Annotated in this window: 18 protein-coding genes; 8 read left to right on the forward strand and 10 right to left on the reverse strand. The window is 53.4% G+C overall.

Annotated elements, in window-relative coordinates; all coding sequences use genetic code 11:
* Positions 1–8 precede the first annotated feature (8 nt).
* Positions 9–755 (forward strand): SagB/ThcOx family dehydrogenase, encoded by a 747-nt coding sequence (locus tag A4E33_RS12005; RefSeq protein ID WP_292348436.1) that lies wholly within the window; start codon positions 9–11, stop codon positions 753–755.
* 80 nt (positions 756–835) lie between these two features.
* On the forward strand, positions 836–1,705 hold the full coding sequence (gene fdhD / locus A4E33_RS12010) for a formate dehydrogenase accessory sulfurtransferase FdhD (RefSeq protein ID WP_292348438.1): 870 nt from the start codon (positions 836–838) through the stop codon (positions 1,703–1,705).
* Positions 1,706–1,720: 15 nt separating this feature from the next.
* Here the strand turns inward: fdhD and A4E33_RS12015 are convergent, their stop codons facing one another.
* The gene (locus A4E33_RS12015) at positions 1,721–2,935 is read right to left on the reverse strand and encodes a molybdopterin molybdotransferase MoeA (RefSeq protein WP_292348439.1); all 1,215 of its coding nucleotides are present in this window, start codon (positions 2,933–2,935) and stop codon (positions 1,721–1,723) included.
* 210 nt (positions 2,936–3,145) lie between these two features.
* Here A4E33_RS12015 and A4E33_RS12020 point away from each other — a divergent pair, with 210 nt between their 5' ends.
* The 4 genes from A4E33_RS12020 (at position 3,146) to A4E33_RS12035 (ending at position 10,455) form a co-directional block, all read left to right on the forward strand.
* Entirely contained in the window at positions 3,146–5,056 is a 1,911-nt protein-coding gene (locus tag A4E33_RS12020; protein ID WP_292348440.1) for a molybdopterin biosynthesis protein, read from the forward strand.
* 243 nt (positions 5,057–5,299) lie between these two features.
* A complete protein-coding gene (gene tnpC, locus A4E33_RS12025; RefSeq protein ID WP_363054337.1) occupies positions 5,300–6,751 on the forward strand; it encodes an IS66 family transposase in 1,452 nt (483 codons plus the stop codon).
* Between the two features lie 301 nt (positions 6,752–7,052).
* The gene (locus A4E33_RS12030) at positions 7,053–8,471 is read left to right on the forward strand and encodes a PAS domain-containing protein (RefSeq protein WP_292348442.1); all 1,419 of its coding nucleotides are present in this window, start codon (positions 7,053–7,055) and stop codon (positions 8,469–8,471) included.
* Between the two features lie 541 nt (positions 8,472–9,012).
* Entirely contained in the window at positions 9,013–10,455 is a 1,443-nt protein-coding gene (locus tag A4E33_RS12035) for a PAS domain S-box protein (RefSeq protein ID WP_292348444.1), read from the forward strand.
* 155 nt (positions 10,456–10,610) lie between these two features.
* On the opposite strand, the gene A4E33_RS12040 is transcribed toward A4E33_RS12035, so the two are convergent.
* The gene (locus tag A4E33_RS12040; protein WP_292348446.1) at positions 10,611–10,997 is read right to left on the reverse strand and encodes a HEAT repeat domain-containing protein; all 387 of its coding nucleotides are present in this window, start codon (positions 10,995–10,997) and stop codon (positions 10,611–10,613) included.
* 273 nt (positions 10,998–11,270) lie between these two features.
* The gene (locus A4E33_RS12045; protein WP_292348447.1) at positions 11,271–11,717 is read right to left on the reverse strand and encodes a tetratricopeptide repeat protein; all 447 of its coding nucleotides are present in this window, start codon (positions 11,715–11,717) and stop codon (positions 11,271–11,273) included.
* A gap of 685 nt (positions 11,718–12,402) precedes the next feature.
* Between A4E33_RS12045 and A4E33_RS12050 the strand changes: the two genes are divergently transcribed.
* The gene (locus A4E33_RS12050; protein ID WP_292348449.1) at positions 12,403–12,708 is read left to right on the forward strand and encodes a hypothetical protein; all 306 of its coding nucleotides are present in this window, start codon (positions 12,403–12,405) and stop codon (positions 12,706–12,708) included.
* Between the two features lie 391 nt (positions 12,709–13,099).
* Here A4E33_RS12050 and A4E33_RS12055 read toward each other — a convergent pair whose 3' ends face one another.
* The 4 genes from A4E33_RS12055 to A4E33_RS12070 form a co-directional block, all read right to left on the reverse strand.
* Entirely contained in the window at positions 13,100–14,359 is a 1,260-nt protein-coding gene (locus tag A4E33_RS12055; protein ID WP_292348450.1) for a Coenzyme F420 hydrogenase/dehydrogenase, beta subunit C-terminal domain, read from the reverse strand.
* Between the two features lie 2 nt (positions 14,360–14,361).
* Positions 14,362–16,422 carry a formate dehydrogenase subunit alpha gene (gene fdhF, locus A4E33_RS12060; RefSeq protein ID WP_292348451.1) on the reverse strand — a complete coding sequence of 687 codons (2,061 nt, stop codon included), beginning with the start codon at positions 16,420–16,422 and terminating at the stop codon, positions 14,362–14,364.
* Between the two features lie 710 nt (positions 16,423–17,132).
* A complete protein-coding gene (locus A4E33_RS12065; protein WP_292348452.1) occupies positions 17,133–18,218 on the reverse strand; it encodes an ABC transporter ATP-binding protein in 1,086 nt (361 codons plus the stop codon).
* A complete protein-coding gene (locus A4E33_RS12070) occupies positions 18,215–18,943 on the reverse strand; it encodes an ABC transporter permease (RefSeq protein WP_292348453.1) in 729 nt (242 codons plus the stop codon). The genes A4E33_RS12065 and A4E33_RS12070 overlap by 4 nt, the downstream gene beginning before the upstream one ends.
* A gap of 156 nt (positions 18,944–19,099) precedes the next feature.
* Here A4E33_RS12070 and A4E33_RS12075 point away from each other — a divergent pair, with 156 nt between their 5' ends.
* The gene (locus A4E33_RS12075) at positions 19,100–20,230 is read left to right on the forward strand and encodes a putative sulfate/molybdate transporter (RefSeq protein ID WP_292348455.1); all 1,131 of its coding nucleotides are present in this window, start codon (positions 19,100–19,102) and stop codon (positions 20,228–20,230) included.
* Between the two features lie 102 nt (positions 20,231–20,332).
* On the opposite strand, the gene wtpA is transcribed toward A4E33_RS12075, so the two are convergent.
* From wtpA to A4E33_RS12090, 3 genes are all read right to left on the reverse strand, one after another.
* Positions 20,333–22,237 (reverse strand): tungstate ABC transporter substrate-binding protein WtpA, encoded by a 1,905-nt coding sequence (gene wtpA / locus A4E33_RS12080; RefSeq protein WP_292348456.1) that lies wholly within the window; start codon positions 22,235–22,237, stop codon positions 20,333–20,335.
* Between the two features lie 257 nt (positions 22,238–22,494).
* Complete coding sequence (locus A4E33_RS12085; protein ID WP_292348457.1) at positions 22,495–23,610, reverse strand: substrate-binding domain-containing protein; 1,116 nt, start codon at positions 23,608–23,610, stop codon at positions 22,495–22,497.
* Positions 23,611–23,770: 160 nt separating this feature from the next.
* The gene (locus A4E33_RS12090; RefSeq protein WP_292348459.1) at positions 23,771–24,109 is read right to left on the reverse strand and encodes a hypothetical protein; all 339 of its coding nucleotides are present in this window, start codon (positions 24,107–24,109) and stop codon (positions 23,771–23,773) included.
* Positions 24,110–24,253 lie beyond the last annotated feature (144 nt).

A 24,253-nucleotide genomic window follows, 5' to 3' on the forward strand; every position in this document is an offset into this window, starting at 1 on the left:
GATGATCCATGAACAAAATCGGAAAGGATTTTATCAACGGAACCAGGTATCCGGATTTTTCAACCTTTGACTGCATCCTGGGAATCCCCGAACCCCCTCCGGAGCGGCCGGCTCCGGAAGGAGCAGCGGTCATCAAACTTCCGAGTCCAGGGCGAATAAAGATCCCCGCTCTGTCTGTCCGCGAGGCAATCGAGCGGTGGGAGCCGGTGACGTACTTCTCCCGCTCCTCGATGACCCTGAAGGATCTCTCGTTCCTCCTCTGGTGCACGCAGGGATTCAGGAAGAGCAGCACCGCTGAGAACCAGATGCGGAACACTCCCTCAAGCGGCCTCCGGTACCCGCTGGAAACGTATTTTGTTGCCGGAGAAGTCGACGGCATCGAAACGGGCCTTTACCGGTTTCTCCCGCAATCACACAGTATCGTTGCGGAACGTCCCGGTTCCGACCTGCCTTTCACCATGGGAGACGCGAGCCTGAACTTCAAGATAGTTACCCGGGCAGCCGTGACCTTCCTTTGGGTCGGAGTTCCCTGCCGTTCAGTCTGGGCCCTGGGGAACCGGGGATACCGGAGCGTCCTGATCGAGGCGGGGCATACCTGCCAGGCCCTCATCATGGCCGCGGCATGTATCGGGTACCAGGTGCAGCCATCGGATCTCTTCAATGATGAAAGTATGCTGAATCTTGCGAACCTTGATCCGGAGACGCAATGGCCGGTCTATTTTGCAGCGGTAGGCAAAGTGGAGAGGGAACTTTAAAGACAGAAATCGGATACAGGGTATTAAAATCCATATTTATTATCCGGCGGCGGCCGGAACCAGAGTGCAGGCACAAAAGAATGAGACAGGAAAAACGCAATAAAAAGGAAGATGCAGGAAAGCTGGAGAAAAATTACCAGCTCGCTCCTCAGTACCGCAACATTGCCTGTACTATGGTTGATCAGGGGCACGTTGTTGATGGTTTTCATGAAGTGGTTGAAGAGGAACCGACCGCCCTTTTCATCAACGGCCGCCATGCGATGACAATACTGATGAGCCCCGGAAATCCGGAAGATTTTGTTACCGGGTATCTCTTCTCCGAAGAGATCATCAGGACGCCTAAAGAGATCGAGTCGATCCGGATCGAGAAAAACCGGCTCAGTGTCATCACGAAAAATCTCTTTAAGGTACTTCCGCCCAAAAAGACCATCCTCTCCGGCTGTGGGGGGAGCACATCCTATATCGATCTGCAGAAGCTCCCGAAGATTCACTCGGATTTTTCTGTATGCGCGGAGAGGATTGTTGCGGCAGTCCGTTCTGTTCCTGATTGTGATATTCATCACCATGCAACCGGCCTGCACCATGTTGTCCTGCATAACGGACAGCAGGTGGTTGCTCAGGCGGAAGATATCGGGCGGGATAACGCGGTTGACCGTGTGATCGGGCATGCACTGCGTACCGGTGTTTTTCTCTCCCAGACGTTCGTCATATCGTCCGGGCTTGTATCATCGGAGCTGGTGCGCAAGTGCCTGACTGCGAACATCCCCGTTATCGTTTCCTCCGGCGCAGCTACTGCTCTTGCGGCAGAAGTTGCCCGGAAGACCGGCATGACCGTCATCGGATTTTCACGCGGAGGGATGATGATTATTTACAGTCACCCTGAGCGGATTGCCAAAGGCGATCAAATGCCGGCCGGGACCCTTCCTGAACTAAAAATCCCGAAACTGTAATCCGGAAATCCCCTCCTATTTCAGCACCTGTACCGGCACTACTGAACCCTTTGCCAGCACACCCTGCCCCTCCGCTATACAGGCAATTGCATCGGCATCGGCGATAGCCCGCAGGCGGCTGCTGTCTTTTAACGAGTGAAAGATCGGGAATTCCCCGCCGTCTTCCAGCCTGCCGAAGAAGAAGTTTGTCCAGTCACGCTGGCGCCCCTCGAGATCGGTGGCGAGCCGGGCGTTGATGCGGGGGAGGTCCGTCTCCGCATGGCCGGCAAGGGCAAGGAGGCCGGGAAGCGCGATCTGTAAAAAACCCATCAGGTTCGAGGAGGGCCCGCCGGGCAGAATGAAGACCGGTTTTGTACACAGCATGCCAAAGCCGACCGCCTTGCCGGGTCCGATGCGGATTCTGTGGAAGTACTGGTGCCAGCCCAGGCCTTCCAGAACCTGTGCGGTAAAATCGCGGTCGCCGGTCCAGGCACCTCCGCTGGTGATGAGCGCATCGGCATCCGCCGACAGCATGCGGAAGGTTTCTGTCAGGGTGTTTATATCGTCGTTGACAACGGTCAGGACCGTCTTCATCCGGTACCGCCTGCACCATGCGTTGATGGTCAGGATGTTGCTTGCATAGAGCTTGCCTTCGGCAAGGGTCTCGCCCGGGAGAACGATCTCATCCCCGGTGCCGATGATGGCCACGGTCGGGGTCCTGAAGACCGGGACGGTGCTGTGCCCCGCGGCGGCAATAAGGCCGAGTAATCCCGGGGATATCTGCCGGCCTTTTTCCACGATGCGGGACCGGGACTCCACATCTTCCCCGCGGAAAAGGATATTCCGGCCGGGTTCGGCAACATTCATGGCCAGGACATCGCTGCCGTCCGGTCGCGTGAATTCCTCGGTCAGGACTGCATCGGCACCTGACGGAATCTTGGCCCCGGTCAGGACCCGCACCGTCATACCCGGCTCCACGTCAACGGTCGTTGTTCCTCCCGGTGCCATCCGGCCGGCAAGCCTGAGCCGGACAGGATTTTCCTGTGTGGCATTGCAGATCTCACGGGACCGGACAGCGTACCCGTCTTTCAGCGAAGAATCCGCCGATGGAGAGTCCACCAGTGCATGGAGGTCCGATGCCGCAATACGATCAGTGCTGTCGGCAAGTGCGATCGTTTCCATGCCCAGCGGCCTGCAATTTTCAAGGGTTATGGTAAGAGCTTCAGTAAGACCAAGGGACAGTTTCTTCATCGTTTCCTCCCCCCGTATAGCCCGGCCTGCCCCGCGCACCTCTGTCTGGATGGTCCGGGAATAAGACTTCGACAACGGATGGCGCAGTGCCGGGAGAATCTGGTTTTCAAGGTTAATAATCAGAAGATGTTAAAAGGTAATTGTTTATCTATATACTGCTCAGAGATAGTGAACACGAATTCCCGTCCGCACATGAAATCGTGACTCCGTATGGTTAACCGTTATCTCACCCTTCTCCCGCTCGACGAGGCACTGACGATCCTGACATCGTCCTTTGAAAGACCTTCGGGGACTGAGAGGATCTCCGTTACCAGCGCGATCGGGCGGGTCGTTGCCGCGCCGGTCCATGCAAAATATTCGGTGCCGGAAGTGAATCTCTCGGCCATGGACGGTATAGCCGTGAAGAGCCGCGACACTATCGGGGCAAGCGACACAAGGCCCGTAACGCTCACGGAATTTGCCCGCGTCAATACCGGCAATATCATCCCCCCCGCGTTCGATGCAGTCATCATGATCGAGGATATCTGGGAGACAGACGGGAAGTGCCAGGTCCGCAAGTCGGCAGTACCCTGGCAGCATGTCCGCCCGGCTGGAGAGGATATGAAAGAGAACAAGCTCGTGCTCCCCCGCGGCCATATTATCCGGGCGTTCGATATCGGAGCCCTCGCAACCTTCGGGATAACGAGCATCGAGGTCCTCTCAGTCAGGATTGGAATTATCCCGACGGGGAGTGAGCTTGTCCCGTTCGGTGTCCGGCCCGGGCCGGGGCAGGTTGTCGAAAGCAACACGGTCATGGCACAGGTCTTTCTCTCGCAGATGGGTGCGGACTGTACCCGGTACCCCATCGTGCCTGATGACCCCGACCGGATCCGCGAGACCCTGCGTACCGCGGTGAGAGAAAATGATCTCGTGCTCATATCAGCCGGTTCATCAGCCGGAACCCGCGACTTCACGGAGAGCGTCATACGGTCGCTCGGGGATCTCATCTTCCATGGGGTAGCGGTTAAACCGGGAAAGCCGGTGATGCTGGGAAAGATTGATGGAAAACCGGTCCTCGGCCTGCCGGGCTACCCGCTTGCCGCCCAGACGGTGCTCCGCGAGTTCGCCGCACCGCTGCTGGAATCGTGGGGTTTTCCGCCGGCACCCCGTTTAGCCGTCACTGTCCGTCTTGGGCAGGCACTTGTCTCAGACCTTGGGTTCGACGAGTTCATCCCGATCTTTGTCGGCAGGATCGGACAGGACCTCCTCGGGACACCGCACGGGAAAGGGGCGTTTGCCCAGATGTCGACCGTGAAGGCCAACGGGTATACCCACATCCCTGCACCGGTCGAGGGATACGAGGCGGGTACGATGCTCGAGGTTCTGCTGACAACCGATCCCGGCAGCATCGAACGCACCCTTATTTTTACCGGCACTCTCGATCCGGCGCTGGAGGACCTGGTCAACCGTGCCCATGACGAGGGCCTCTTTATCCATGCAACCAATCCCGGTAATATCCCGGGGCTCCTCGCGCTGGGCAGCAACAGCTGCCATGCCGCTCCACTGGTCCTTCCCTCCCGATCCCTCCTGACTTCGTACCAGCCACTGACGCAGTTTTCCGGTGCAGGAGATCTTGCTTTCATCCACATCGCATCGGTCGAGCTTGGCATCGCATCCATTAACGGGCTTGAAACAAAAGACCTCACCCGTGTCCGGTTCATCAACACGCGTAAGGAGACCCCGTCCCGGACCGTTCTTGACGCGCTGCTCGCTATTGAGGGTATTCATCCTTCACAGGTCAACGGCTACCTGCAGGAAGTTCATGGTCCGCCGGCAGTAGCAGTAGCAATCCGGAACGGCTTTGCCGATGCCGGGATATGCACATCAAGTATCGCGAGCGCGAACAGTCTCCGGTTCATGCCGGTTGCCCACGAGGACTATGAGCTGGTCGTGCGAAAGGAAATGCTGGCTGATTCCCGTTTCAAAACCCTTGTTGCCCTTATCCGATCGACAGGCTACCGTGCAGCGCTTGAAAAGACCGGCGGTTATGATCTCACGCTTACCGGTACCATCAGGGGGATGAATGGCAGCGGGACCCTGACCCCGTTTGAGCCGGGATGTCTGCCGGCCGGGTTTATCTGAAAATTTTTTTCCAGACTCTCATCATCTGAAATCATGATAGTATTCCGTGATAGCAGCCACGGTTTTTTTTGGAGATTTGCTTGTATTGGATATGATTGGAAATGCCTTTTCGATCCGTGCCGGAGAGATTGAAATCCGCGATCAGCGCACAGGTTGTTTTTAAAAAAAGTGTAACTATTCAGCCCCCCTTTTTTCGACCCGAACCGGCAGATCGAAATACTAAGAGTACATGAATAACAATAGATGGCAGTCAACCGTGCCGAGTTACTGGAATTATGCCGGACAAATCCGGAAGCGGTTGTTGACATTATCGAAAAACAGGATCGTGTTATCACTCAGTTGACAGAGAGGATAGTGCAACTGGAAGCCCGGATAGTTGAGTTAGAGGCGCGGTTAAACCGGACCAGTCGGAACAGCAGTCAGCCGCCGTCGATGGATGGCTTCAGGAGAGTCCAGAGTCCCCGGAAGAAAGGAGAGCGACCGCCCGGAGGACAGTTGGGGCATAAAGGCCAGACCCTTGAGATGGTAGAGAATCCGGATGAGATTGCATTTCACAGGGTTCAGGTATGCCAGGGGTGCAGAACATCGCTGGTGGATGAGGACCCGGTCAAGATCGAGCGACGCCAGGTGCATGACACTGAGTTCAGGATACGGGTAACCGAACACCGTGCCGAGCACAAACGGTGTCCGGAATGTGGTATGATGAACCGTGGAGAATTTCCATCAGATGTTCAGTTCCCCGTCCAGTATGGCCCGAACCTCAAGGCACTGATGGTGTATCTTTGCGTTTACCAGTTGGTTCCGTATGATCGGATTCGGGAGATGTTCTCCGATATCTTCGGACGTTCGTTGAGCACCGGGACCCTGGTGAATGCAGTTCAGGAGAGTTACCGGAACCTTGCAGGAGTTGAAGAACGGATACGAGACCTCCTGAAAGATTCAAAGGTAATCCATGTTGACGAGACCGGTATGCGGGTCACCGGTATCCGGCAATGGCTGCACGTTGCAAGTACCGATTTCCTCACGTGGTATGGTCACCATAAAAAACGGGGAAAACGGGCAACCGATGATATGCAGATCCTGCCCCGGTTCAAAGGTACTATGGTTCATGATTTCCGGGCTTCATATTTCCGGTATCCAAGTCGTCATGCGATCTGTAACGCCCATCTGCTTCGCGAGTTGAACGGTATCTCGGAGAATTATCAGCATACATGGAGTCTGGATTTGCATGATCTGATTCTGGAGATCAAACACCAGGTGGATGCTGCACGGGCGAACTCGTGTTCTCTCAGCTCATCGACGATTGCGGATTTCGAAGCACGCTATGTTCGGATCCTTGAATCAGGATTGAACGAGATCTCATCTGAAGAAATTCCGGATTCCCCGACAAAACGCGGTCGTAAGAAACAGTCAAAAGCCAGGAACCTGCTCGATCGGTGCAGGAAGTTCCCTCCCGAGGTGTTGGCTTTCATGCACAATCTCTCAATTCCCTTCACGAATAATCTGGCTGAACGCGATATCCGAATGGCCAAAGTCCAGCAGAAAATCTCCGGTACCTTCCGCAGTGAAAACGGTGCCTCCGCTTTCTGCAGGATCAGGGGGTATATCTCCACCACAAGGAAAAATAACAAGCCGGTCCTCGATTCGCTTATCGGGGCTTTTCGGGGAACGCCGTTCATTCCGTTACATGCTTAACGCGCGGGCTGAATAGTTACAAAAAAGTATCGTCAATTTTATCGTGCAGTTCTGCATTGCATAACAGAATTCTGAGTACAGAGATCGCCGGTAAAAATGATATCTGTATCATTCACATGTTTTTATAATCTCTTATCATTGAGTTTTTCCGGAAAAAAATCCCCGGGTGTATCACTAGATCACCTAACGGAGGAGAATATCGACAACTATGACGTATATGTAAAATATATTAATTTAAGAAAAAATTATCTTTTTTTGTTTAACGGATATTTTTTTATTGTTCCAGACGTTTTTTACAGTAATGGATACTCGTCAGGAAACCATAAAAAAGATTAAAAGTCTCCTTCGTTTTCACCGTAACGGACTTACCATTACCGATATAGCGGAAAAACTCCGGCTGAACCGGAACTCAACAGCGAAATATCTTGAAATTCTTCTTATTTCCGGCGAAGTAAACCTGAACAATATTGGCCCGGCGAAGGTCTATACCTACTCACAGAAAATGCCGGTATCGGCAATGCTGAAATTTTCCGCGGATTTCATCCTGCTGATCGATAATGAGATGCATATCCTAGACGCGAACGAGAATGCGCTCAGCATCCTTGGAACAACCCGTGAGAACCTGATTGGGAAGCCGATCGATACTATTACATCGCCTCTCATAGCCCGCCTGGATATTGCACATGTATTTGAGGAGATTTCTTCGAAGGGAGAAGTACAGCGGGAGTTCAGTGTCCCCCTCCAGGATGAAGACCACCATTTCCGGATTCGCCTTATTCCAACGGTTTTTGATACCATGGACGAAGGTATTACCATCATCGGAGAAGATATCACAAAACAGATTCAGTTCGAAGAATCTCTGATGATCTCCGAAACGCGGTACCGGGCAATTGTCCAGGATCTGACATACGTGATCTGCCGGTGGCGCCCGGAAGGAGAAATCACCTTTATTAACGATCTGTTCAGTCGTTTTATCGGAATTCCCTGTAATAACATAGCGGGCACAAGCCTCTTTACCTATATCGTACCGGAAGATCTCCCCCTGCTCAAGGAAAAGATCACCCGGCTCCTCCGTGGCCAGCCGACTGTTTCCCTGGAAATCCGGTTAACTGACAACAGGGGGACAATCCGCTGGTACCAATGGAATATCCGGGGTATCTATGATCATAACGGGGCTCTGGTCGAATGCCAGTCAGTGGGTCGTGATATCAATACCGAGAGGGAACAGGCGCAAAAAATCCGTGAGAGCGAAGAGCGTTTTCACATGATCACTGACCATTCCCCGTTCCCGATATCCATCGTTGACAGATCCGGGAATTTCCTGTATGTGAATAATGCCTTCTCCCGACTCTTCGGATATACGCGGGAGGATATTCCTACTGAGAAAGACTGGTTCGAAAAAGCGTTCCCCGATATGTCTGCCAGAGAATGTCATGAGTGTATGCACACCCTGAAACAGGACCCGTCAGGTTCCGCTCCTCATGTCGCCGTGCCTGCGATATTACCCGTTACATGTAAAGATGGTTTCGTTCGTCAGGTTAACTTCTACCGAACCACTCTCCAGAACGGGGAGCAGTTTATTGTCTGTGAAGATCTTACCCCGAAAAAAGAGGCGGAACGGCTCCACACGATGCTGGCTTCGATTGTGAATACGTCCGATGACGCCCCATCCCTTTACCGGAGCCTCAATAAATCAGTTCCCCTCAGGGATAAACCATGAAAAACACCGAGGGGATTACGAGGGAACCGGATGGACAGCAGGGTCAACCGGATCCCGTTCAGCAATACAGGAAATGTCTCTCCTCTTCTGCTGGCAGCATTCAGCACATCGTGGCCTTTTTAAGTCTGGATCATTTTTCGTGAGGGTTCACGGTAGGCTGAATACCATAGTGTCCGGTTTCCGCCGCTGATCATCACTCACGTCAGCATGTTTTAAGAAATTCTGCCGGATCCGGGTAATGAAAAGCAGGTAATTATCTGTCATGATATGGGCAGAGCTTTGATGGCATAAACGGGGGATCTCAACGTATAAAAATTTGAAAATGAATAATTCGGAATGTTTAAGGTGCATGAGTAGGATAATGTCGACTGGTGTGCGCGGGGTGTGATTATCTTTAGATCAGCGGTTTTATCCTCACTGAACATACGGTTCCGATCTCCGTCTGATTCTGATTACGGCGTTCCAGTGAATCTCCCCCGTACCTGATGATCAAGCTGACGGGCAAGAATGATCAGAGATGGATGATAACAACGGAGCACCGATGAAAACAGAACAGGAGAAAGATACCGTGAATATTCTCGTTGTCGAGGACAGCCGGACCCAGGCTGAATATCTCCAGCACATCCTCGAACAACAGGGATACCGGGTTATCCTCGCCTTTGACGGGAACCAGGCACTGGAATTGATCAAAACCGAACGCCCCGCAATCGTGCTGACCGATATTATCATGCCGGAGATGGATGGCTACGCACTCTGCAGTGCCATCAAGCATGACAAGGATATGGCAGATATCCCGGTCATCCTCGTTACTCAGCTCTTTGATCCTCCTGATCTTATTAAGGGTCTTGAAGCGGGGGCTAATGATATCATCATCAAACCGTTTCAGCCCGAACATGTACTATCGCGGGTAGCAAGCGTTCTTCAGTCACAGGCACAAAAAAAATCGGGTGATACAAGTCCCGCCCTGGAAGTATCATTTGATGGCAAGACGCATCTCATCCCGGAAAGCCAGCTCCGTACCCCTGCAATCATACTCTCTTCCTATGATGCTGCCATGAGGAAAAATGCAGAATTACAGGAATCATCTGAACGTCTTGCTCTTCTGAACGAGGAACTGGAGAAAAAGGTTGAAAAACTCCAGCAGGTCAATGAACAACTCCGGTTATCGCCCGCTCTGGGAAACGAGGAACATGGGGAAAAAATCCGTGAGAGTGAAGATCGTTTCCGGTTAATCACTGAACGTTCTCCTTTTCCAATATCCATCATCGACAGCGCCGGAAAAAATCAGTATGTAAATAAAAAATTCGAGCAGCTCTTCGGGTATACCCTTGGGGATATCCCCACAGGAAAAGACTGGCTCCAGAAGGCATTCCCCGATATCACTGAACGAACGAAAGCGATCAATACCTGGAAACAGGGTCGCGGGCAGGAGGCATGGAACGAGGGCAACTCCCCGATCTTTCCGGTCACCTGCAAAGACGGGACGATCCGCCAGATCCGCTATTGTCCGATTCCCCTCAAAGGGGGTGAACAGTGTGTCATATATGAAGATCTTACTGATAAAGTGGAATCGGAAAGGCTCCGTTCCGTTCTTGTTTCGATTGTGAATTCCTCAAATGATGCGATTATCGGGAAGTCACTCGACGGCACTATCCTGAGCTGGAACAAAGCAGCGGAGCGTTATTACGGGTATCTTGCAGAAGAGGTAATTGGGAAATCCATTGAGATCATTATGCCCCCGGAAACACGTGTTCATCTTCCCGTGTTTCTCCGGAGGGTCGGTGCAGGAGAAACCATTGATCGTTTTGACACCGTCCGTCTGCGGAAAGACGGTTCCCGGATTGCTGTCTCTGTCACGATCTCGCCAATCAGGAATGAAGAAGGCCGCATTGTCGGGATTTCTACCATCGCCCAGAATATTGCAGACAGGGAAAAATCCGAGACCAGCCGGATGTTCAGGGAGCAGGTTCTTCACCGCCGTTAATACAGGTACTCTGTATCCGGGAACCGTGGTAAGACAGGTAACAGGGTGTATTTTTAGGGAATCAGAAGGATCGGTATGCTGATACCGGGAACACATGGTATACTTCCTGAATGGTTCGGAAAAAATGGATATGAAAAAATGGGTGTTGGTACGTATCAGTGTGAAGGCATCCCAGGATTCTGTGGAGAGATCCTGACGAGTGCTTCTTCTGCAGCTATCTTGACATAGCCGTTATCCTTCTTCAGTACTTCCTGGAGGCTCTTTATTGCCTTGGGGTCTCCAAGTTTTCCCAGTGCAGCAGCAGCTGCGAACCGGACGTCCTGTTCAGGATCTCTCAGAAGGGATATCAGGGAGTCAACGGAATTGGTTGCACCAATGTTTGCGAGGGCGTCAGCTGCCAGGTACCTGACCCAGCGATCTTCATCGGCCAGCGCCTGGATGAGGAACTCTGCTGCCGGCTGTCCGAACTTTTCCAGGTCTACTACATTTTTCCAGCGTTCTGGATTATTCTTTTTTGCAAGTGCTGCGACAATATTCTGCATGGATAACACACCTCTTCCCCTTCCCGGGGTTACCATACAGTCCCTCACGGGAAATAATGAATATTTGCCATTATAAACCGCATGGCATATATGAATGGCAGAGGGAAAAGAAGTCCGGTCTGACGGGATGTACCAGGATAAAAACTCATATCTCATCCTCATTCATGTGGGATGATATCGATGCCTCATGAGAGGAAAATATCCGGTAAAATTCTTTGAGCATATCAATGACGGATACGAGGGGCAGGGAAAGGTACTGAATGAACAAACCGGTTATTCACTGTCAATATCCGTTTTTTTGATTTTCCGTTTTATTTTCTCATAATCGTCATTCATGACGGGTTCAGGCATACATTCCGGCTGATAGTATTTGCTTGCCTCTTCATACCTGCTGATCGCCACCCAGTACCGTCCCAGGGATTCTTCATACCTGCCAATCTCACACAGGCGATCGCCAATCTCCTTGAGCGCCTGGGTATAGTACTTCCTTGCTTCATCGTGCCGGCCCAGATTCTGAAGACAGTAACCTGTCTCATGCAGCGCTTCGGTATAGTTGGGTGCAATATCCAGGGCCTGTTGAAATCCCTGTAACGCATCTTCGGTCTTTCCCTGATCCAGAAGGAGCGTGGCCTTCCGGTACTGGTTCTGAGCCTCTGCCGGAATTCTGTCGGATTTGATCGTCCCGACAATTTTTTTTCTGGAAGAAAGGCCAGCAGTCATAGGTTTTCTAACGCTATTTTAAAGAAGATCTTATATAGGGTTTTGCCACCCGGGTATGCCATGCAGATAAATGTGCAGATCGAGCACGGTGGATTGTCCGCTGATCCGTTCCGAATATTGAACGGTTTTTGCCCCGTTTATATGTGAATATGACCATGATAAAAAAAACCGGGCAGAGTATCGTATGCCGTTTGTCTGATGAAGCAAAGGGCAGGATCCGTATGTTCAGGGCGAGAGTTTTTTAGTGCGTTCGGGTCTTACTGCCCTGATACTGACCATCATCTGAAAATATTGCCCCCTACCTCGTGTAACATCGATGTTTTGTGTTCTCTGCAGGCAGCACCGCATTGATCATATCGCTGTCAAGGAGGGATTTTTCTCTTCTGCTGAAGAATCTTCGAGAGGATTTTTCAGAAAAATTTCTCCATGCATATGATGAAAATAAATTTCATGGTCCGTTTCCAGGGTGTCCCCCCCGGTTTTTCTGTACCCGTCATCAATATGGCTGACTGTTGGCCCGGCTTCTTTGCAGGATGAAGGAAAGGGTACATGGTTCACGACCCTGACAATAAATCGGCATGATTGCATATAAACGCACACCGGTAGCATGTTGTTTTCATTAAACGACGTCGATAATCAAAATATCTTGATAATCCGGTACAGCAGACAGTACTGGGATCATTGCATGGAGAACCCCCACCGCCAGTTGATTGAAACGATCTGTAATGATGTCCTGCCAAATATGGTCCGGATATTTGAATCAAAAAAGATGGACAGTGTTCTTGATCAGGATCAGTATGTCAGACTCCTCGAAGAGAACGTTGAGCGGGCAAACAAGTCTCTTAAAATGCTGCCCGTAGAGGAGCAGGGCCAGTACCGCGTGATGATTGACCAGGCGTATGCAATAAATATTGACCGTCTGAGAAAACAGCATCCGGTCTTACAAACGGTTACAGCACACCCGATTCCATCAGAAAAGAAATTCAACTGATTCTGTACCAGGATCGGACCGCGGATTGAATTTTCTCTTTCAGTTGATTTTTTTCCCTCCTCTCCGGTTCGACACAACTGGTTATATACGGGGATTGGCGAAAAGGACTCTCTTCTGATACTTCCGGCGTATATGGCGAACCGGGATACCAATCCTTTTTTGAAAAACGGGGAACCCGCATGTATTCAGAAAACCTGAAAGAGGTTTCTTTTCATGAAAAAACGGGTATCAATGAAAAGATTTTTACGGATGCGATCATGATGGAAAAAACAGATTTGTCCGCTTCGATTTTAACGATCACGGAAAATGAAAAAATACGGTCCGGCTACGACCGGATTTTCTGCATCCATCATTATCGCTGGTACTACAGCAATGAAAAAAGGAAAAGAATTCAGTGTCCCTTCTTGCTGAAGGGATTGAAGACGTTCTCGTAGATCATGTCGCTGCCGGTGTTGTGGAGCCGTGCGCGCTCCTCCTTCTCCTCGACATACGCCATGAGCGGGAGTTCCATGTTGACACCGGGCACGTGACCGAACATCTTCTCGAGTTCGACCTGCTGGGCGTGCATGAAGAGCGCGTTCGGGATCTCGGCAGGGCAGAGTTCCTGGCACTGGCCGCAGTTCACGCAGGAGTCCGCGATGTGGGCGAAGCGGATGAGGTGGAACATGAAGTCCGGCGGAAGCTGTCCGGGCCTGACATAGGCAGGGTTCTTGGTGGTACATTCCACGCAGTAACAGATCGGGCATGCCGAGATACACGAGTAGCACTTGATGCAGCGGGAGGTCTCGGACATGATCTTCCTGAGCCGGTCCCTGCCCTCTCCCAGCGACTCGAAGTCGTGCTTGCGCCACTTGTCGCCAAGCTTCATCATGGCGCCCTCGACTTTTCCGCGGATCTCGAGACCCTTGGGGTTGGCTGCCTCGGTTGCGAGTATGCCGTTCTTGACTGCACCGTTTACGAGGTTCGCACCCTTCTCCGAGCAGATCTCGACAAAGGTTGCCTTGCCGGCCTTCTCTCCGATGACACCCCAGTTCCCGCAGGCAAGATCTGCCTGGCGGGGAATCTTCATCTTGCAGCGGCGGCAGTTGCTGCGCCGTCCGTAGCCTGCCTCTTCGAGTTCATCAACGGAGATACCCTTGTGACCTCCCTCGTACTCAATGATGAACTGGCCCTTGTCGATCTCTTCCTTGTGGACCTTGTCCGGGTCGACACCGAACTTCTCGGTGATCATCTTGCGGGCAAGGACCGGGCTGACCGACCCTCCGCAGTTGACACCGATCATGACAACGTTGTCAAGGTTGATCTGCTTGCGCTTGGCCAGTTCGTAGAATGCCATCGCGTCGCATCCCTTGACCGTGACACCAATCTTCATGTTGTTTGAGCCGTCAAGGTATTTTTTGACGAGTTTGGGGATGAGCAGGGTCCCGCAGTGGAGCGAACCGGCAGTTTTTGCCAGTTCCTTGGGGTCCTTGATCAGGACAGGCTGGGCATCGTAGATGTCGGCTCCCTTGGTGACGGCAAGGACCGCATCGACCATTTTTGATTCAAGTGCGTATTTCCAGAGAGCGGTGACTGCGCCGCCGAGTTCGGCCTTCTTCTTGATCTCTGCGTCGTTGGTCCACGCGTAGAGCATATCGCCTTTCTTTGCCATGATCAGGCCTCCTTGATCTTCTCAATACGTACAGCACAGGCCTTGAACTCGGGGATGGCTGCGACGGGATCGAGTGCATTGTTCGTGAGCACGTTGGCAGCGCATTCTGCGTAGTGGAAGGGCATGAAGACGACCCCCTTCTTGATATTCTTCGTTACACGTGCGCCGATCTTAATCTCTCCACGTCTGGTGACGGCTTTGACCATTTCCTTGTCGCTGACGCCGAGTTCTTTTGCGTCCTCGGTGTTGATCTCGACCCAGCCTGTCGGCTCCTCGCGTTCGAGGTTCTCGGAACGGCGGGTCATGGTCCCGGTGTGCCACTGCCAGATGCAGCGGCCGGTAGTCATGATGAGCGGGTATTCCTTGTCCGGGACTTCTGCCGGGGGTTTCCATTCGATCGGGGTGAAGATACCAAGCCCGTCCGGGTGGGTGAACTTCTCCTTGTGCAGGATCGGAGTGCCCGGGTGGTCGGGAGTCGGGCAGGGCCAGCAGAGCGCTTCAGGCTTCTCGAGCCTGGCGTAACTCATGCCACCGTAGGACGGGGTGACTTTTGCGATCTCGTTGAAGACGTCCTCCGCGCTCTTGTACGGGAACTGCTTCTCGAATCCCATGACCTTTGCAAGCTCGCAGAAGATCTGCCAGTCTGCTTTTGCCTCTCCCGGCGGGTCCTGCGCTTTCCTCCAGCGCTGGACACGGCGCTCTGTGCTGGTCTGTGTTCCGTCCTTCTCGGCAAAACAGGCTGCCGGCAGCACAACGTTTGCGAACTGGGCCGTTTCTGTCAGGAAGATATCCTGGACGACCATGAATTCGACATTCTTCAGTCCTTTCTCAACGTGGTGGAGGTCAGGGTCGGAGAGCATCGGGTTCTCTCCCATGATATAGAGGCACTTGACCTTGCCAGGCTCATCGGCGAGCGTGTTGATGAGCTTGGTCACGGTAAGACCGACTTTGCCCTCAGCGATCTGGCAGCCCCATGCGTCCTCCATCTTCTTTTTCATCTCGGGGACGATGACGGACTGGTAACCGGAGTACACATTCGCGAGCGCTCCCATATCGCAGGCGCCCTGCACGTTGTTTTGTCCGCGGAGTGCGCAGATGCCGGTGCCTGGCCTGCCGAGGTTGCCGGTCAGCATCTGGAGGTTGGCGATCGACTTGACGTTGTCAACACCGGTGGTGTGCTGAGTGATCCCCATCGAATAGAGAACCGCGGACTGGCCGGACTTGCCGAACCACTCTGCTGCAGTGATGATGTCCTTTGCCGGGACGCCGGTGATCTTGGAGACGTTCTCGGGGCTGTAGGTGTCCTTCATCACAACTTCTTTTACCTTCTCGAAGTCCTTCGTGCGGTTCTTGATGAACTCCTTGTTCTCCCAGCCGTTCTTGAGGATCAACTGCATGAAACAGTTCAATAATGCCACATCAGTACCGGAATAGAACTGCAGGAACAGGTCAGCGATCCTCCCGGTCGGCGTGAGCCGCGGGTCAGCATAAATGACCTTCGCGCCATTGGCTTTGGCCTGCATAATCCGGCGCCCGATCAACGGGTGCTGCTCGAATGTGTTAGTACCGATAACGAGGAGGCATTTTGACTGGGCAATATCCGCGATCGACTGGGTCATGGCACCGGATCCGAATGCACCGGCAAGCCCGACAACCGTGGATGCGTGACAGAGCCTGGCACAGTGGTCGATGTTGGGTGTTTTAAGGACTGCACGGGCGAACTTCTGCATCAGGTAGTTCTCCTCATTGGAAACACGTGCAGATGCAAGGCAGGCACTCTGCTCGCCCTGGTACTTCTTGAAGTTCTCTGCGATAAGCTTGTAAGCTTCGTCCCAGCTGGCCTCGACAAACTTCCCATCCTTCTTGATGAGCGGTTTTGTTAACCGGTCTGGAGAATTGACGAACTCGTGGGCGTAGTTACCTTTAGGACATAACTTGCCCTCATTAACCGGATTGCGCTGCCAGGGCTGGACGCCGACAACCTTCTTGTCAACGACAACAAGGTTGAAGCCGCACCCCGTCCCGCAATACGGACACGTGGTTGGTACGTACTTGAAATCCATTTTTTTACACCTATCAAAAAGATTGACAATCACAGGGTCTGATCGAACGGTATATAACAATACTGGTTTTTTTGTAAAAAATGGTGAATACTGGTGGATTATGCCAAATCGTTGCCCGAATCGAATCAAACTCAAAGAATTATTGAAATTTCAAAGTCAATTAAAAATAATTAACATGTCCTGTATCAGTCATCCGAACGCGCATTTTCTCGCGCAGTGATACTATCAGATAACCAACTGTCTGAAACAACGGCACAAGGGAATGTAAGAGGCGAGAAAGGACAGGTATTGCAAGGAAATGAGGCGATTGTTTTTATAACGGAATTCCTATGGTTGGTGACCACCCGGATGAATTTCTCCCGCTCTCCCGTGAGGATACAATAGACCGGAACCGGTTTTATACCGGAATGTTGAAATTATGCTCCCGAAACAGAGTATTCTCAATTCCACACCTCTTACGATCTGACATTCTCCGTCATCAGCCGATAAATTTTACGATACGAATTCCCGCCTGTATTGCCAGGAATCATATCGGTTTTTTCAAACCTCCCTGACTGCCAGCAGAAATTGAACAGGAATGGTTAATCATTGTCCGGTATTTTTTCCCGTACAGGTCTGAACGCAGGGCCGGATCACAAAAAAGGGAAGCAACTGTCGGTTTTTCGGAGATGTCCCGGCAGTCATTTCTTCCAAATGAAAGAAGAAACGCACTATCCTTCAAACGGGAAAACATGAACTGCCGTTGCCTTAACACCAGCAACGACCATTATGCCCGCACTGAGGCCGAGCTCGGTGCAGGAACGGCGTGTGATGAGGGCCGTAATCGGGATACCGCAATCAATAGTTATCCTGATGAACGGCCCGGAGGGAACCATCTTCGTGATCCGGCCAGCCAGCTGGTTGCGGACGCTGGTCCGTGATGATGAAGAGCCGGCCGGGCTCACGGTGACTTCCTCGGGCCTGATATACAGGATAACCTGCTGCCCCGCCGGCAGGCCTGTCAGTGCCTCGAAGCACAGGTCCTTCACCCTGATGAGAGCATGCCCCCCCCTGTTCTCCGTCACAATCCCCCCGGTGATGGCATCGATCCCCACGAAGCGGGCGATCTCGCGGCCGGCCGGCTGGTAGAAGATCTCTTCTGCTGTTCCCACCTGCACGAGCCTCCCGTTCATAAGAACACCGATCCGGTCCGCCAGGCGCTGGCCCTGGATCATGTCATGCGTGGACATGATGATCGTTGTCCCGGACTTTCTGTTGATTCCCCGGATAAGGTTCTCGATAAGGTCAGACGAGACCGGGTCGAGGTTGGCTGTCGGTTCGTCCAGCAGGAGGACCTCGGGTTCGGTGACAATTGCCCGGGCAAGGGCGACCCGCTGCATCTCGCCTCCGGAGAGGGTGACCGCTCTTCGGCCCGCGAACTCGGAAAGTCCCACGAGACCGAGTGCAGCGATGACCCTCTTCTGTGTCTCTTCCTCCGGCACTCCCCGGAATTTCAGCCCGAAGGAAACATTCTCTGCAACGGTCGTGTTCAGCACTGCCGGTTTCTGGAAAACCATTGCCATTCTCCTGCGGAATGCCAGGCGCTCGTTCTCGTTTCCGCCGGTATCCTGTCCGTTGAAATACACGGTTCCCGTGGTGGGCCGGTCGAGCAGGTCGATGAGCCGAAGGAGCGTGGTCTTGCCGCTGCCGCTTGGCCCGATAAAAGTAAAGATCTCACCGGCCTGGATCTCAAGGCTGGTCTCTTTAATCGTTTCTGCACTGCCGAAATTCTTCGTCAGGCTCTCGATCCGGATCATCCAGAGGGCCCTCCCGGGATCTGCCGCGACTCGGGGGGGAAGCCCGACGTAATGATATTCAGTACAATGACGACAACCAGGGCGACCGACAGGAGGATGATTCCAAGTGCAATCGAGAGGCCGAAGTCCCCCATCCCGGTCTCGAGGGTAATTGCTGTGGTCAAGACACGGGTGTGGCCGCGGATATTGCCGCCGATCATCATCGCGACCCCGACCTCGGCAATCGCCCGCCCGAACCCGAGGACAACGGCACTCAGGATGGCGTACCGTGCTTCTTTCAGGATCTCGAGGATCTTCTGGAAGCTTGTTGCCCCGAGGGAGACGAGTGTATCGCTGATGCTTTTATCAATCCCGCTGAGCGCGGAGATGACGAGCCCCAGCATGATGGGAACGATGAGGACGGTCTGCCCGAGGATCATGCCCTGCGGTGTAAAGAGGAGGCCGAGAACCCCCAGCGGCCCGCTCTTCGAGATTAGGAGGTACAGGAAGAGCCCGACAACAACGGTCGGGACGGAGTAGAGGGTCTGGATGATGACAATGAGTGCCTGCTTGCCCCGGAACTCGTGGAAGTGGATAAGCCCCCCGGCTGGGATTGCGATGATTGCGGCGATGATGGTTGCGGAGAGCGAGATATACAGGGACAGCGCTGCGATCTCCAGCATATCGGGGTTGAGAGTGACGATGAGATCGAAGGCCTGTGCGATTCCCTGCGTGATTTCGTCCAACTGCTTCCCCCCAAAACCTGCTAGAGATCCTGATGATATCGCTGAAAAGGTTAATTCCTATGATTACCTTTACTTTCTTTTAGTTATTGTTGCCGATGTATTCCCGTCACTCACGCCGTGAGGGGAACGTCAGAACCATGTGCCGAGGATCCTCCGATGCCACCATCAGATGAATCCCTGCCCCCGCTGCGGTTCAGCCTCTCCGAACTCTCCGGATCCCTGGGGGATTTCGGGACCATCATCCCGCTCATCCTTGCCGTTGCCCTGGTCTCTGATGTGAATATCCGCTACGAACTCCTGTTCTTCGGGATCTGGTTCATCCTGACCGGGCTGTATTACCGGCTCCCGATTCCGCTCGAGCCGATGAAGGCGGTAGCGGTCATCGTGATCGCCGGGTCGATCGGGAGCGCGGAAATTGCAGCCGCCGGCCTCATCCTCGGGATCATCTTTCTTGTGCTCGGGTTCGGGCGGTTCTTTGCGATCATCGAAACATGGGTCCCGCAGAGTGTCGTGAGGGGGATCCAGCTCGGCCTTGCCCTCCTCCTCTTCCGCTCGTCAGGGGATTTCGTTGTGAAGGATCCTGCGTTCTTCCTGCTCGGTCTCGCCATCATCGTCTGTTTTTACCTCATAACCCGGTTCCGCTCCGTCCCCGACCTGTCCGCAATCGTCGTCATCGGGGTCGGCCTCGTTGCCGGGATCGTCCTGTATGGCGTGCCGCCGATCAGCCTGATCCCGCCTCCCCTGCTGGTCATACCAGCGCCATCCGATTTCAGTTCGGCATTTGCAACGCTCGTCCTCCCGCAGGTTGTCCTGACGATAACGAACGCGATCCTCGCGACCTCGCTGCTGACAAAAGATCTCTTCCGGAAGGACGTGCCGCCGAAACGTTTCTCCATGACCATCGGCCTGATGAACCTGGTTTCCGTTCCGTTCGGCGGCTTCCCGATGTGCCACGGCGCCGGCGGGCTTGCCGGGCAGTACCGTTACGGTGCCCGTACAGGCGGGGCGAACGTCTATGCCGGATTCATCTTCATCATCCTCGCCCTCTTCTTCACCTCCCCGCAGGTCCTCTCCATCATCGCGGTCGGCGTGCTCGGGGCGCTTCTCGTCTTCGTTGGCATCGAGATGGGACGGCATGGTCTCAAAACGGATTCATATGTCATAACCGGCCTCATTGCACTCCTTGCACTCGTTTTCGGGATGACGGTCGCCTTCATCATCGGTATGGTGCTCGCGTACGGAGCCGGGTGGATTTGGAAAAGGAATGGTGCGGAGAGGGAAACCTGAGGGATCTTGAACCTTCAGGGAAGGCCGTCATCCTGGACCTTGAAGGAACCTGCGGTTTCGTCTCGTCCTCATGGCTCTGATGAGCCAGCCACAAAAAAAAAATTATCCCTGCTTTACATTAGGGAGGATCACTGCGGGGAGGTTCGTTCCTGTTGCGACCGCGGGTGTGATGGGTGTCTGCCCGTCAGCGGTGAGGATCGCCTGCCCATCCTTTGTTATCAGCAGGTTGACGAAAGCGGCAGCGGCATCCTTGTTCTTTGCACTTGCCGGGATCGTCATGGCATAGATGATGGGAGTCGCGGTCTCGGTCACGGAGGCACTACCGGAAGGCCGGACAAGGACAACGGTTGCGTATGTCGTGCTCAGGGAGGGATCAGAGAGATCGATCTCGGCCGGGAGCGTGAGGTACGGCAACCCTGACTGGATGGCGACACTGCTGTACTCGAACGCATAATCTGCCTTTCCGTCCTTCAGGAGCGGGATGAGTTCGGGCCCGGTCTTTGCGATGATCAGCTTCTTGCCATCGGGCGAGGGACTCGTTGCGGTAATGGTGGTCTTCCCCGCTTCCGTCTTCCTAGTTATCTTGCTGTAGGGGCTGACAATGGTCGAGAAGATTGTCGTGTCCCCATACTTCTGCTCGGCAAGGGCAATGGTCATCAGGCTGCGATACCCTGCCGGGTCCGAAGTCGGATCACTGATGGCGTAGACAACACCGTCTTTTGCAAGGATTTTGTACCAGTTATCGGCATTGATCGCTGCCGACTCCCTGCTCTTGCTGGTATACACAAGCACGATGGTGTTCTTGGCGAAATCGATCTCGAACGATGCATTGTTCGGATACATATACTTGGGTATGAGAGCCGCGTCAGCGCTTGCAAGTACATCAGCGTACTGATTTTGTTTGGTTACCTTGTCGATGATGGCAGCGCTGCCACCCGAAAAGAGCTGGACATCCGTATCCGGGTTGGCAGCTTCATAGGACTTCTCGGCCTTGGCCATGGATGATGCAAGGCTGCCGGCATGGTATATCTTGAGCGGCTTTATCGCCGTTGCCGGCGTGGTGAAATCGGCAGTAACCCCGGTCGGCACACCTGCGGTCATGGGGGTGAAGAGCGCCTTCCCATAGGTGTCCTTCCCGTAATTGCCGATATCGGCCATGGTTTCGGGGGATATGAGGAAGTTGATGAACCCGTTTGCCAGCCGGATCTTCTCAACCGGCTGTTTATTGTTATAAACAGACATGACGCTGTACAGGTTCATCAGGATCTTGCCCTCGGAGACGATGGGCTGGAGGTTCAGCTTGTTCTTGTACGAGAGGTACGTGCCCTCATCGGTCAGCGTGTAGGCACCCTTCTCGCTTGCCATCTGCAGGGTGTCGCCCATCCCTTTTCCGGCCTCGATGTACCAGGCACCGGACTTCTGGACATCGGTGGCATAGGTATACCCGGCGGACTTCCAGATGTTCTGTTCGGCCGAATGGGTGCCGGAGGAGTCCCCTCGGGAGACAAACATCACACCTGCATTGCCGGCCTTGCCTTTGGCCATGATGGTCCTGAAAGCTTCTTCAGGAGTCTTTCCTTTGATCCCGGCAGGATCGTTTGTAGGGCCGACGATGATGAAGTAGTTGTAGGCAAATGTTCTCCGGTTCAGGCCATTGCCGCTTTCGAGAAATGCTGTCTCCTGAGCTGGGGAATGGACGAGGAGGATATCCGCATCCCCGTTCCTGGCAAGTTCTATGGCCTTGCCGGTTCCCTGCGAGGTGATCTTGAGCCTGACATTGTTCTTTGCCTCGTATTTCTGCTGGAGATAGTCGAGCAGCTTGGTATCGTACAGGCTTGTTGTCGTCGCGATGACCAGTGACTGGGGTTCGCCTGAAGGAGCAGAAACTCCCGGGGTAGCCGTTGGTACCGCGGCCGGGGCCTGGTTTGTACAGCCTGAAAAAAAGGCAGCAAGAATCAGCAGCAATGATGCTGCGACAATCCATCTGATACACACACATCCTTTCATAACTAACCGACTTCAAGATTAACAGGAAATATCTTCAATGTTTCTTTTTGGCTTTTGTTAAGCATAAATGATAACCAATTGATTATCAGATGGTTCCAGATCCGGTAAAAACAGTTTCCACGGAGCAATTCCCTTGGGGCCAGCCAATCGTAACAGACCATCACTGCTCCTGGCAGGTCAGAAAGTCCGGTCCTTTTCGTACTATCCGAAAAAGGATCTTCCGGATCCTGCCCGGAAAATCCAAAAAAAGGCGAGTATTACTTTACTGCCGCTGTTGCAGCAGCTGCGGCCGTGGCTGTGGCCGACGGGGGCTTCACATCGGTTGCCGGGCTCGTGTGGTCGCCGACATTGCCTGCCGGTGCATCGGGTACGGTAACGCTCATCGGGATGAAGAGCGCCTTGCCGTACTTGTCAACGCCGAACTTGCCGATCTCGGCCTGCGTTGCCGGGTCGATTAAGAAGTTCACGAAGTTGTTGGCCATCGTAATTTTCTCGATCGGCTGCTTGTCGTTGTACACGGTCATGACGCTGTAGATGTTGAGCAGGCTTGCTCCCTGGCTGATAACCGGGACGAGGGCAAGGTCCTTCTTGTAGGCGAGGTACGTGCCTTCGTCGGTCAGGGTGTATGCTCCCTTCTCGTCAGCCATCTGGAGGGTCTCTCCCATGCCCTTGCCGGCCTCAACGTACCAGTCGCCGGACTTCTGGATCTGGGTCGTGTAATTGTACTTTGCCTTGGACCAGATGTTCTTCTCGGCAGAGTGGGTTCCGGAGCCGTCGCCGCGGGAGACGAACGCGACCTTGGCGGTCTTGTTCATGCCCTTGAGGTACAGGGCCGTGAACGCTGCCTCGGGGGTCATGCCCCTGATTCCTGCGGGATCATCGGCAGGGCCGACGATGATGAACGAGTTGGACGCAAACGAGCGCCGGTTGATGCCGAAGCCGTCCTTGATGAAGGCCAGTTCCTGCGAGGGCGAGTGGACGAGCAGGATATCTGCGTCACCCTTCTTGGCAAGCTCGATTGCCTTACCGGTTCCCTGTGAGGTTATTTTGAGCCTGACATTGTACTTCGACTCGAACATCGGCTGGAGCATGTCAAGGAGCTTGGTGTCGTACAGGCTCGTGGTGGTTGCGATCACGAGCTCCTGTGCCGCGGCTGCCGGGGCTCCACCTGCCGGAGCGACCGCCGTTGCCGCCGTGGCGGCAGAGGCGTTCTTGATAACGGCTACACCCTGCTGGTTCGCCACGAATGGCGCAGCGGTCGGGGCTGCTCCCGGGGTCGCCGGGGCCTGGCCCGTACATCCTGCAAAACAAACTGTAATGAACAACAGAACGAACATCGTGGAGACAAGTCCACCATACACATCTCTTTTCATCTTCACACCGGCTAAAAGATGGACCGGAATACGTTTGAATGTTTCTTTTCCCCGCTGGTTAAAATCATCTGCTTACCAGTTGGTTAACAAATGGTTCTGATCGCATGTCTTTTATTTTACGCAATTGTTAACATCACTTCAATCAAAAGGAGAAAAAAGTTCAGCATCGCCTGAGAAGGTCGTCGAAGACCTCTTTCCCGAGGATCTCCCCGGTCTCTTTCCGGTACTTCTCCTTCATCAGCTCGATCATCTTCCGGCTGCCTTTTGCCGTTGTCAGTATCCCGACCCGCTCCGCCCTTGTCACCAGCTCCTCCTGTTCCATCATGGCAAAATACGGAAGGACATAATAATGCGGGACATCAAGGAATTCCGCGAGCCTCCGTGTTGTCGGGAATTTCATCCGGATCGTGTTGTCGGCAAACGCGATAGTGATCGAACGTTCCAGCAGCTGGATTCGGATAGCAGCATCAAACAGGAGATCAACGGAAAGGGCAGCCATGGGTTTTTCGTATACATGATTGGTACTGGCAAGCTAATAGACGTTTTTCATCATGCTACCGTTATTGCAGGTAGCGTACACGACGTGCTGTAAAAAGTGAAGATGCCCTGTATCCAACAGTGAATTGCAAACAAAGAGGAACAG

Source organism: Methanoregula sp. PtaB.Bin085 (assembly GCF_002067035.1).
GTDB lineage: Archaea > Halobacteriota > Methanomicrobia > Methanomicrobiales > Methanospirillaceae > Methanoregula.

What these genes read in the sequence shown, in the direction of transcription:
- fdhF (WP_292348451.1), bottom strand. Translation starts at nt 16,422, where the DNA reads ATGGATTTCAAGTACGTACCAACCACGTGTCCGTATTGCGGGACGGGG.
- A4E33_RS12040 (WP_292348446.1), bottom strand. Translation starts at nt 10,997, where the DNA reads ATGCAGAATATTGTCGCAGCACTTGCAAAAAAGAATAATCCAGAACGC.
- A4E33_RS12075 (WP_292348455.1), top strand. Translation starts at nt 19,100, where the DNA reads ATGCCACCATCAGATGAATCCCTGCCCCCGCTGCGGTTCAGCCTCTCC.
- A4E33_RS12065 (WP_292348452.1), bottom strand. Translation starts at nt 18,218, where the DNA reads ATGATCCGGATCGAGAGCCTGACGAAGAATTTCGGCAGTGCAGAAACG.
- A4E33_RS12035 (WP_292348444.1), top strand. Translation starts at nt 9,013, where the DNA reads ATGAAAACAGAACAGGAGAAAGATACCGTGAATATTCTCGTTGTCGAG.
- wtpA (WP_292348456.1), bottom strand. Translation starts at nt 22,237, where the DNA reads ATGAAAGGATGTGTGTGTATCAGATGGATTGTCGCAGCATCATTGCTG.
- A4E33_RS12090 (WP_292348459.1), bottom strand. Translation starts at nt 24,109, where the DNA reads ATGGCTGCCCTTTCCGTTGATCTCCTGTTTGATGCTGCTATCCGAATC.
- A4E33_RS12020 (WP_292348440.1), top strand. Translation starts at nt 3,146, where the DNA reads ATGGTTAACCGTTATCTCACCCTTCTCCCGCTCGACGAGGCACTGACG.
- A4E33_RS12085 (WP_292348457.1), bottom strand. Translation starts at nt 23,610, where the DNA reads ATGAAAAGAGATGTGTATGGTGGACTTGTCTCCACGATGTTCGTTCTG.
- A4E33_RS12045 (WP_292348447.1), bottom strand. Translation starts at nt 11,717, where the DNA reads ATGACTGCTGGCCTTTCTTCCAGAAAAAAAATTGTCGGGACGATCAAA.
- A4E33_RS12005 (WP_292348436.1), top strand. Translation starts at nt 9, where the DNA reads ATGAACAAAATCGGAAAGGATTTTATCAACGGAACCAGGTATCCGGAT.
- A4E33_RS12030 (WP_292348442.1), top strand. Translation starts at nt 7,053, where the DNA reads ATGGATACTCGTCAGGAAACCATAAAAAAGATTAAAAGTCTCCTTCGT.
- tnpC (WP_363054337.1), top strand. Translation starts at nt 5,300, where the DNA reads ATGGCAGTCAACCGTGCCGAGTTACTGGAATTATGCCGGACAAATCCG.
- A4E33_RS12050 (WP_292348449.1), top strand. Translation starts at nt 12,403, where the DNA reads ATGGAGAACCCCCACCGCCAGTTGATTGAAACGATCTGTAATGATGTC.
- fdhD (WP_292348438.1), top strand. Translation starts at nt 836, where the DNA reads ATGAGACAGGAAAAACGCAATAAAAAGGAAGATGCAGGAAAGCTGGAG.
- A4E33_RS12055 (WP_292348450.1), bottom strand. Translation starts at nt 14,359, where the DNA reads ATGGCAAAGAAAGGCGATATGCTCTACGCGTGGACCAACGACGCAGAG.
- A4E33_RS12015 (WP_292348439.1), bottom strand. Translation starts at nt 2,935, where the DNA reads ATGAAGAAACTGTCCCTTGGTCTTACTGAAGCTCTTACCATAACCCTT.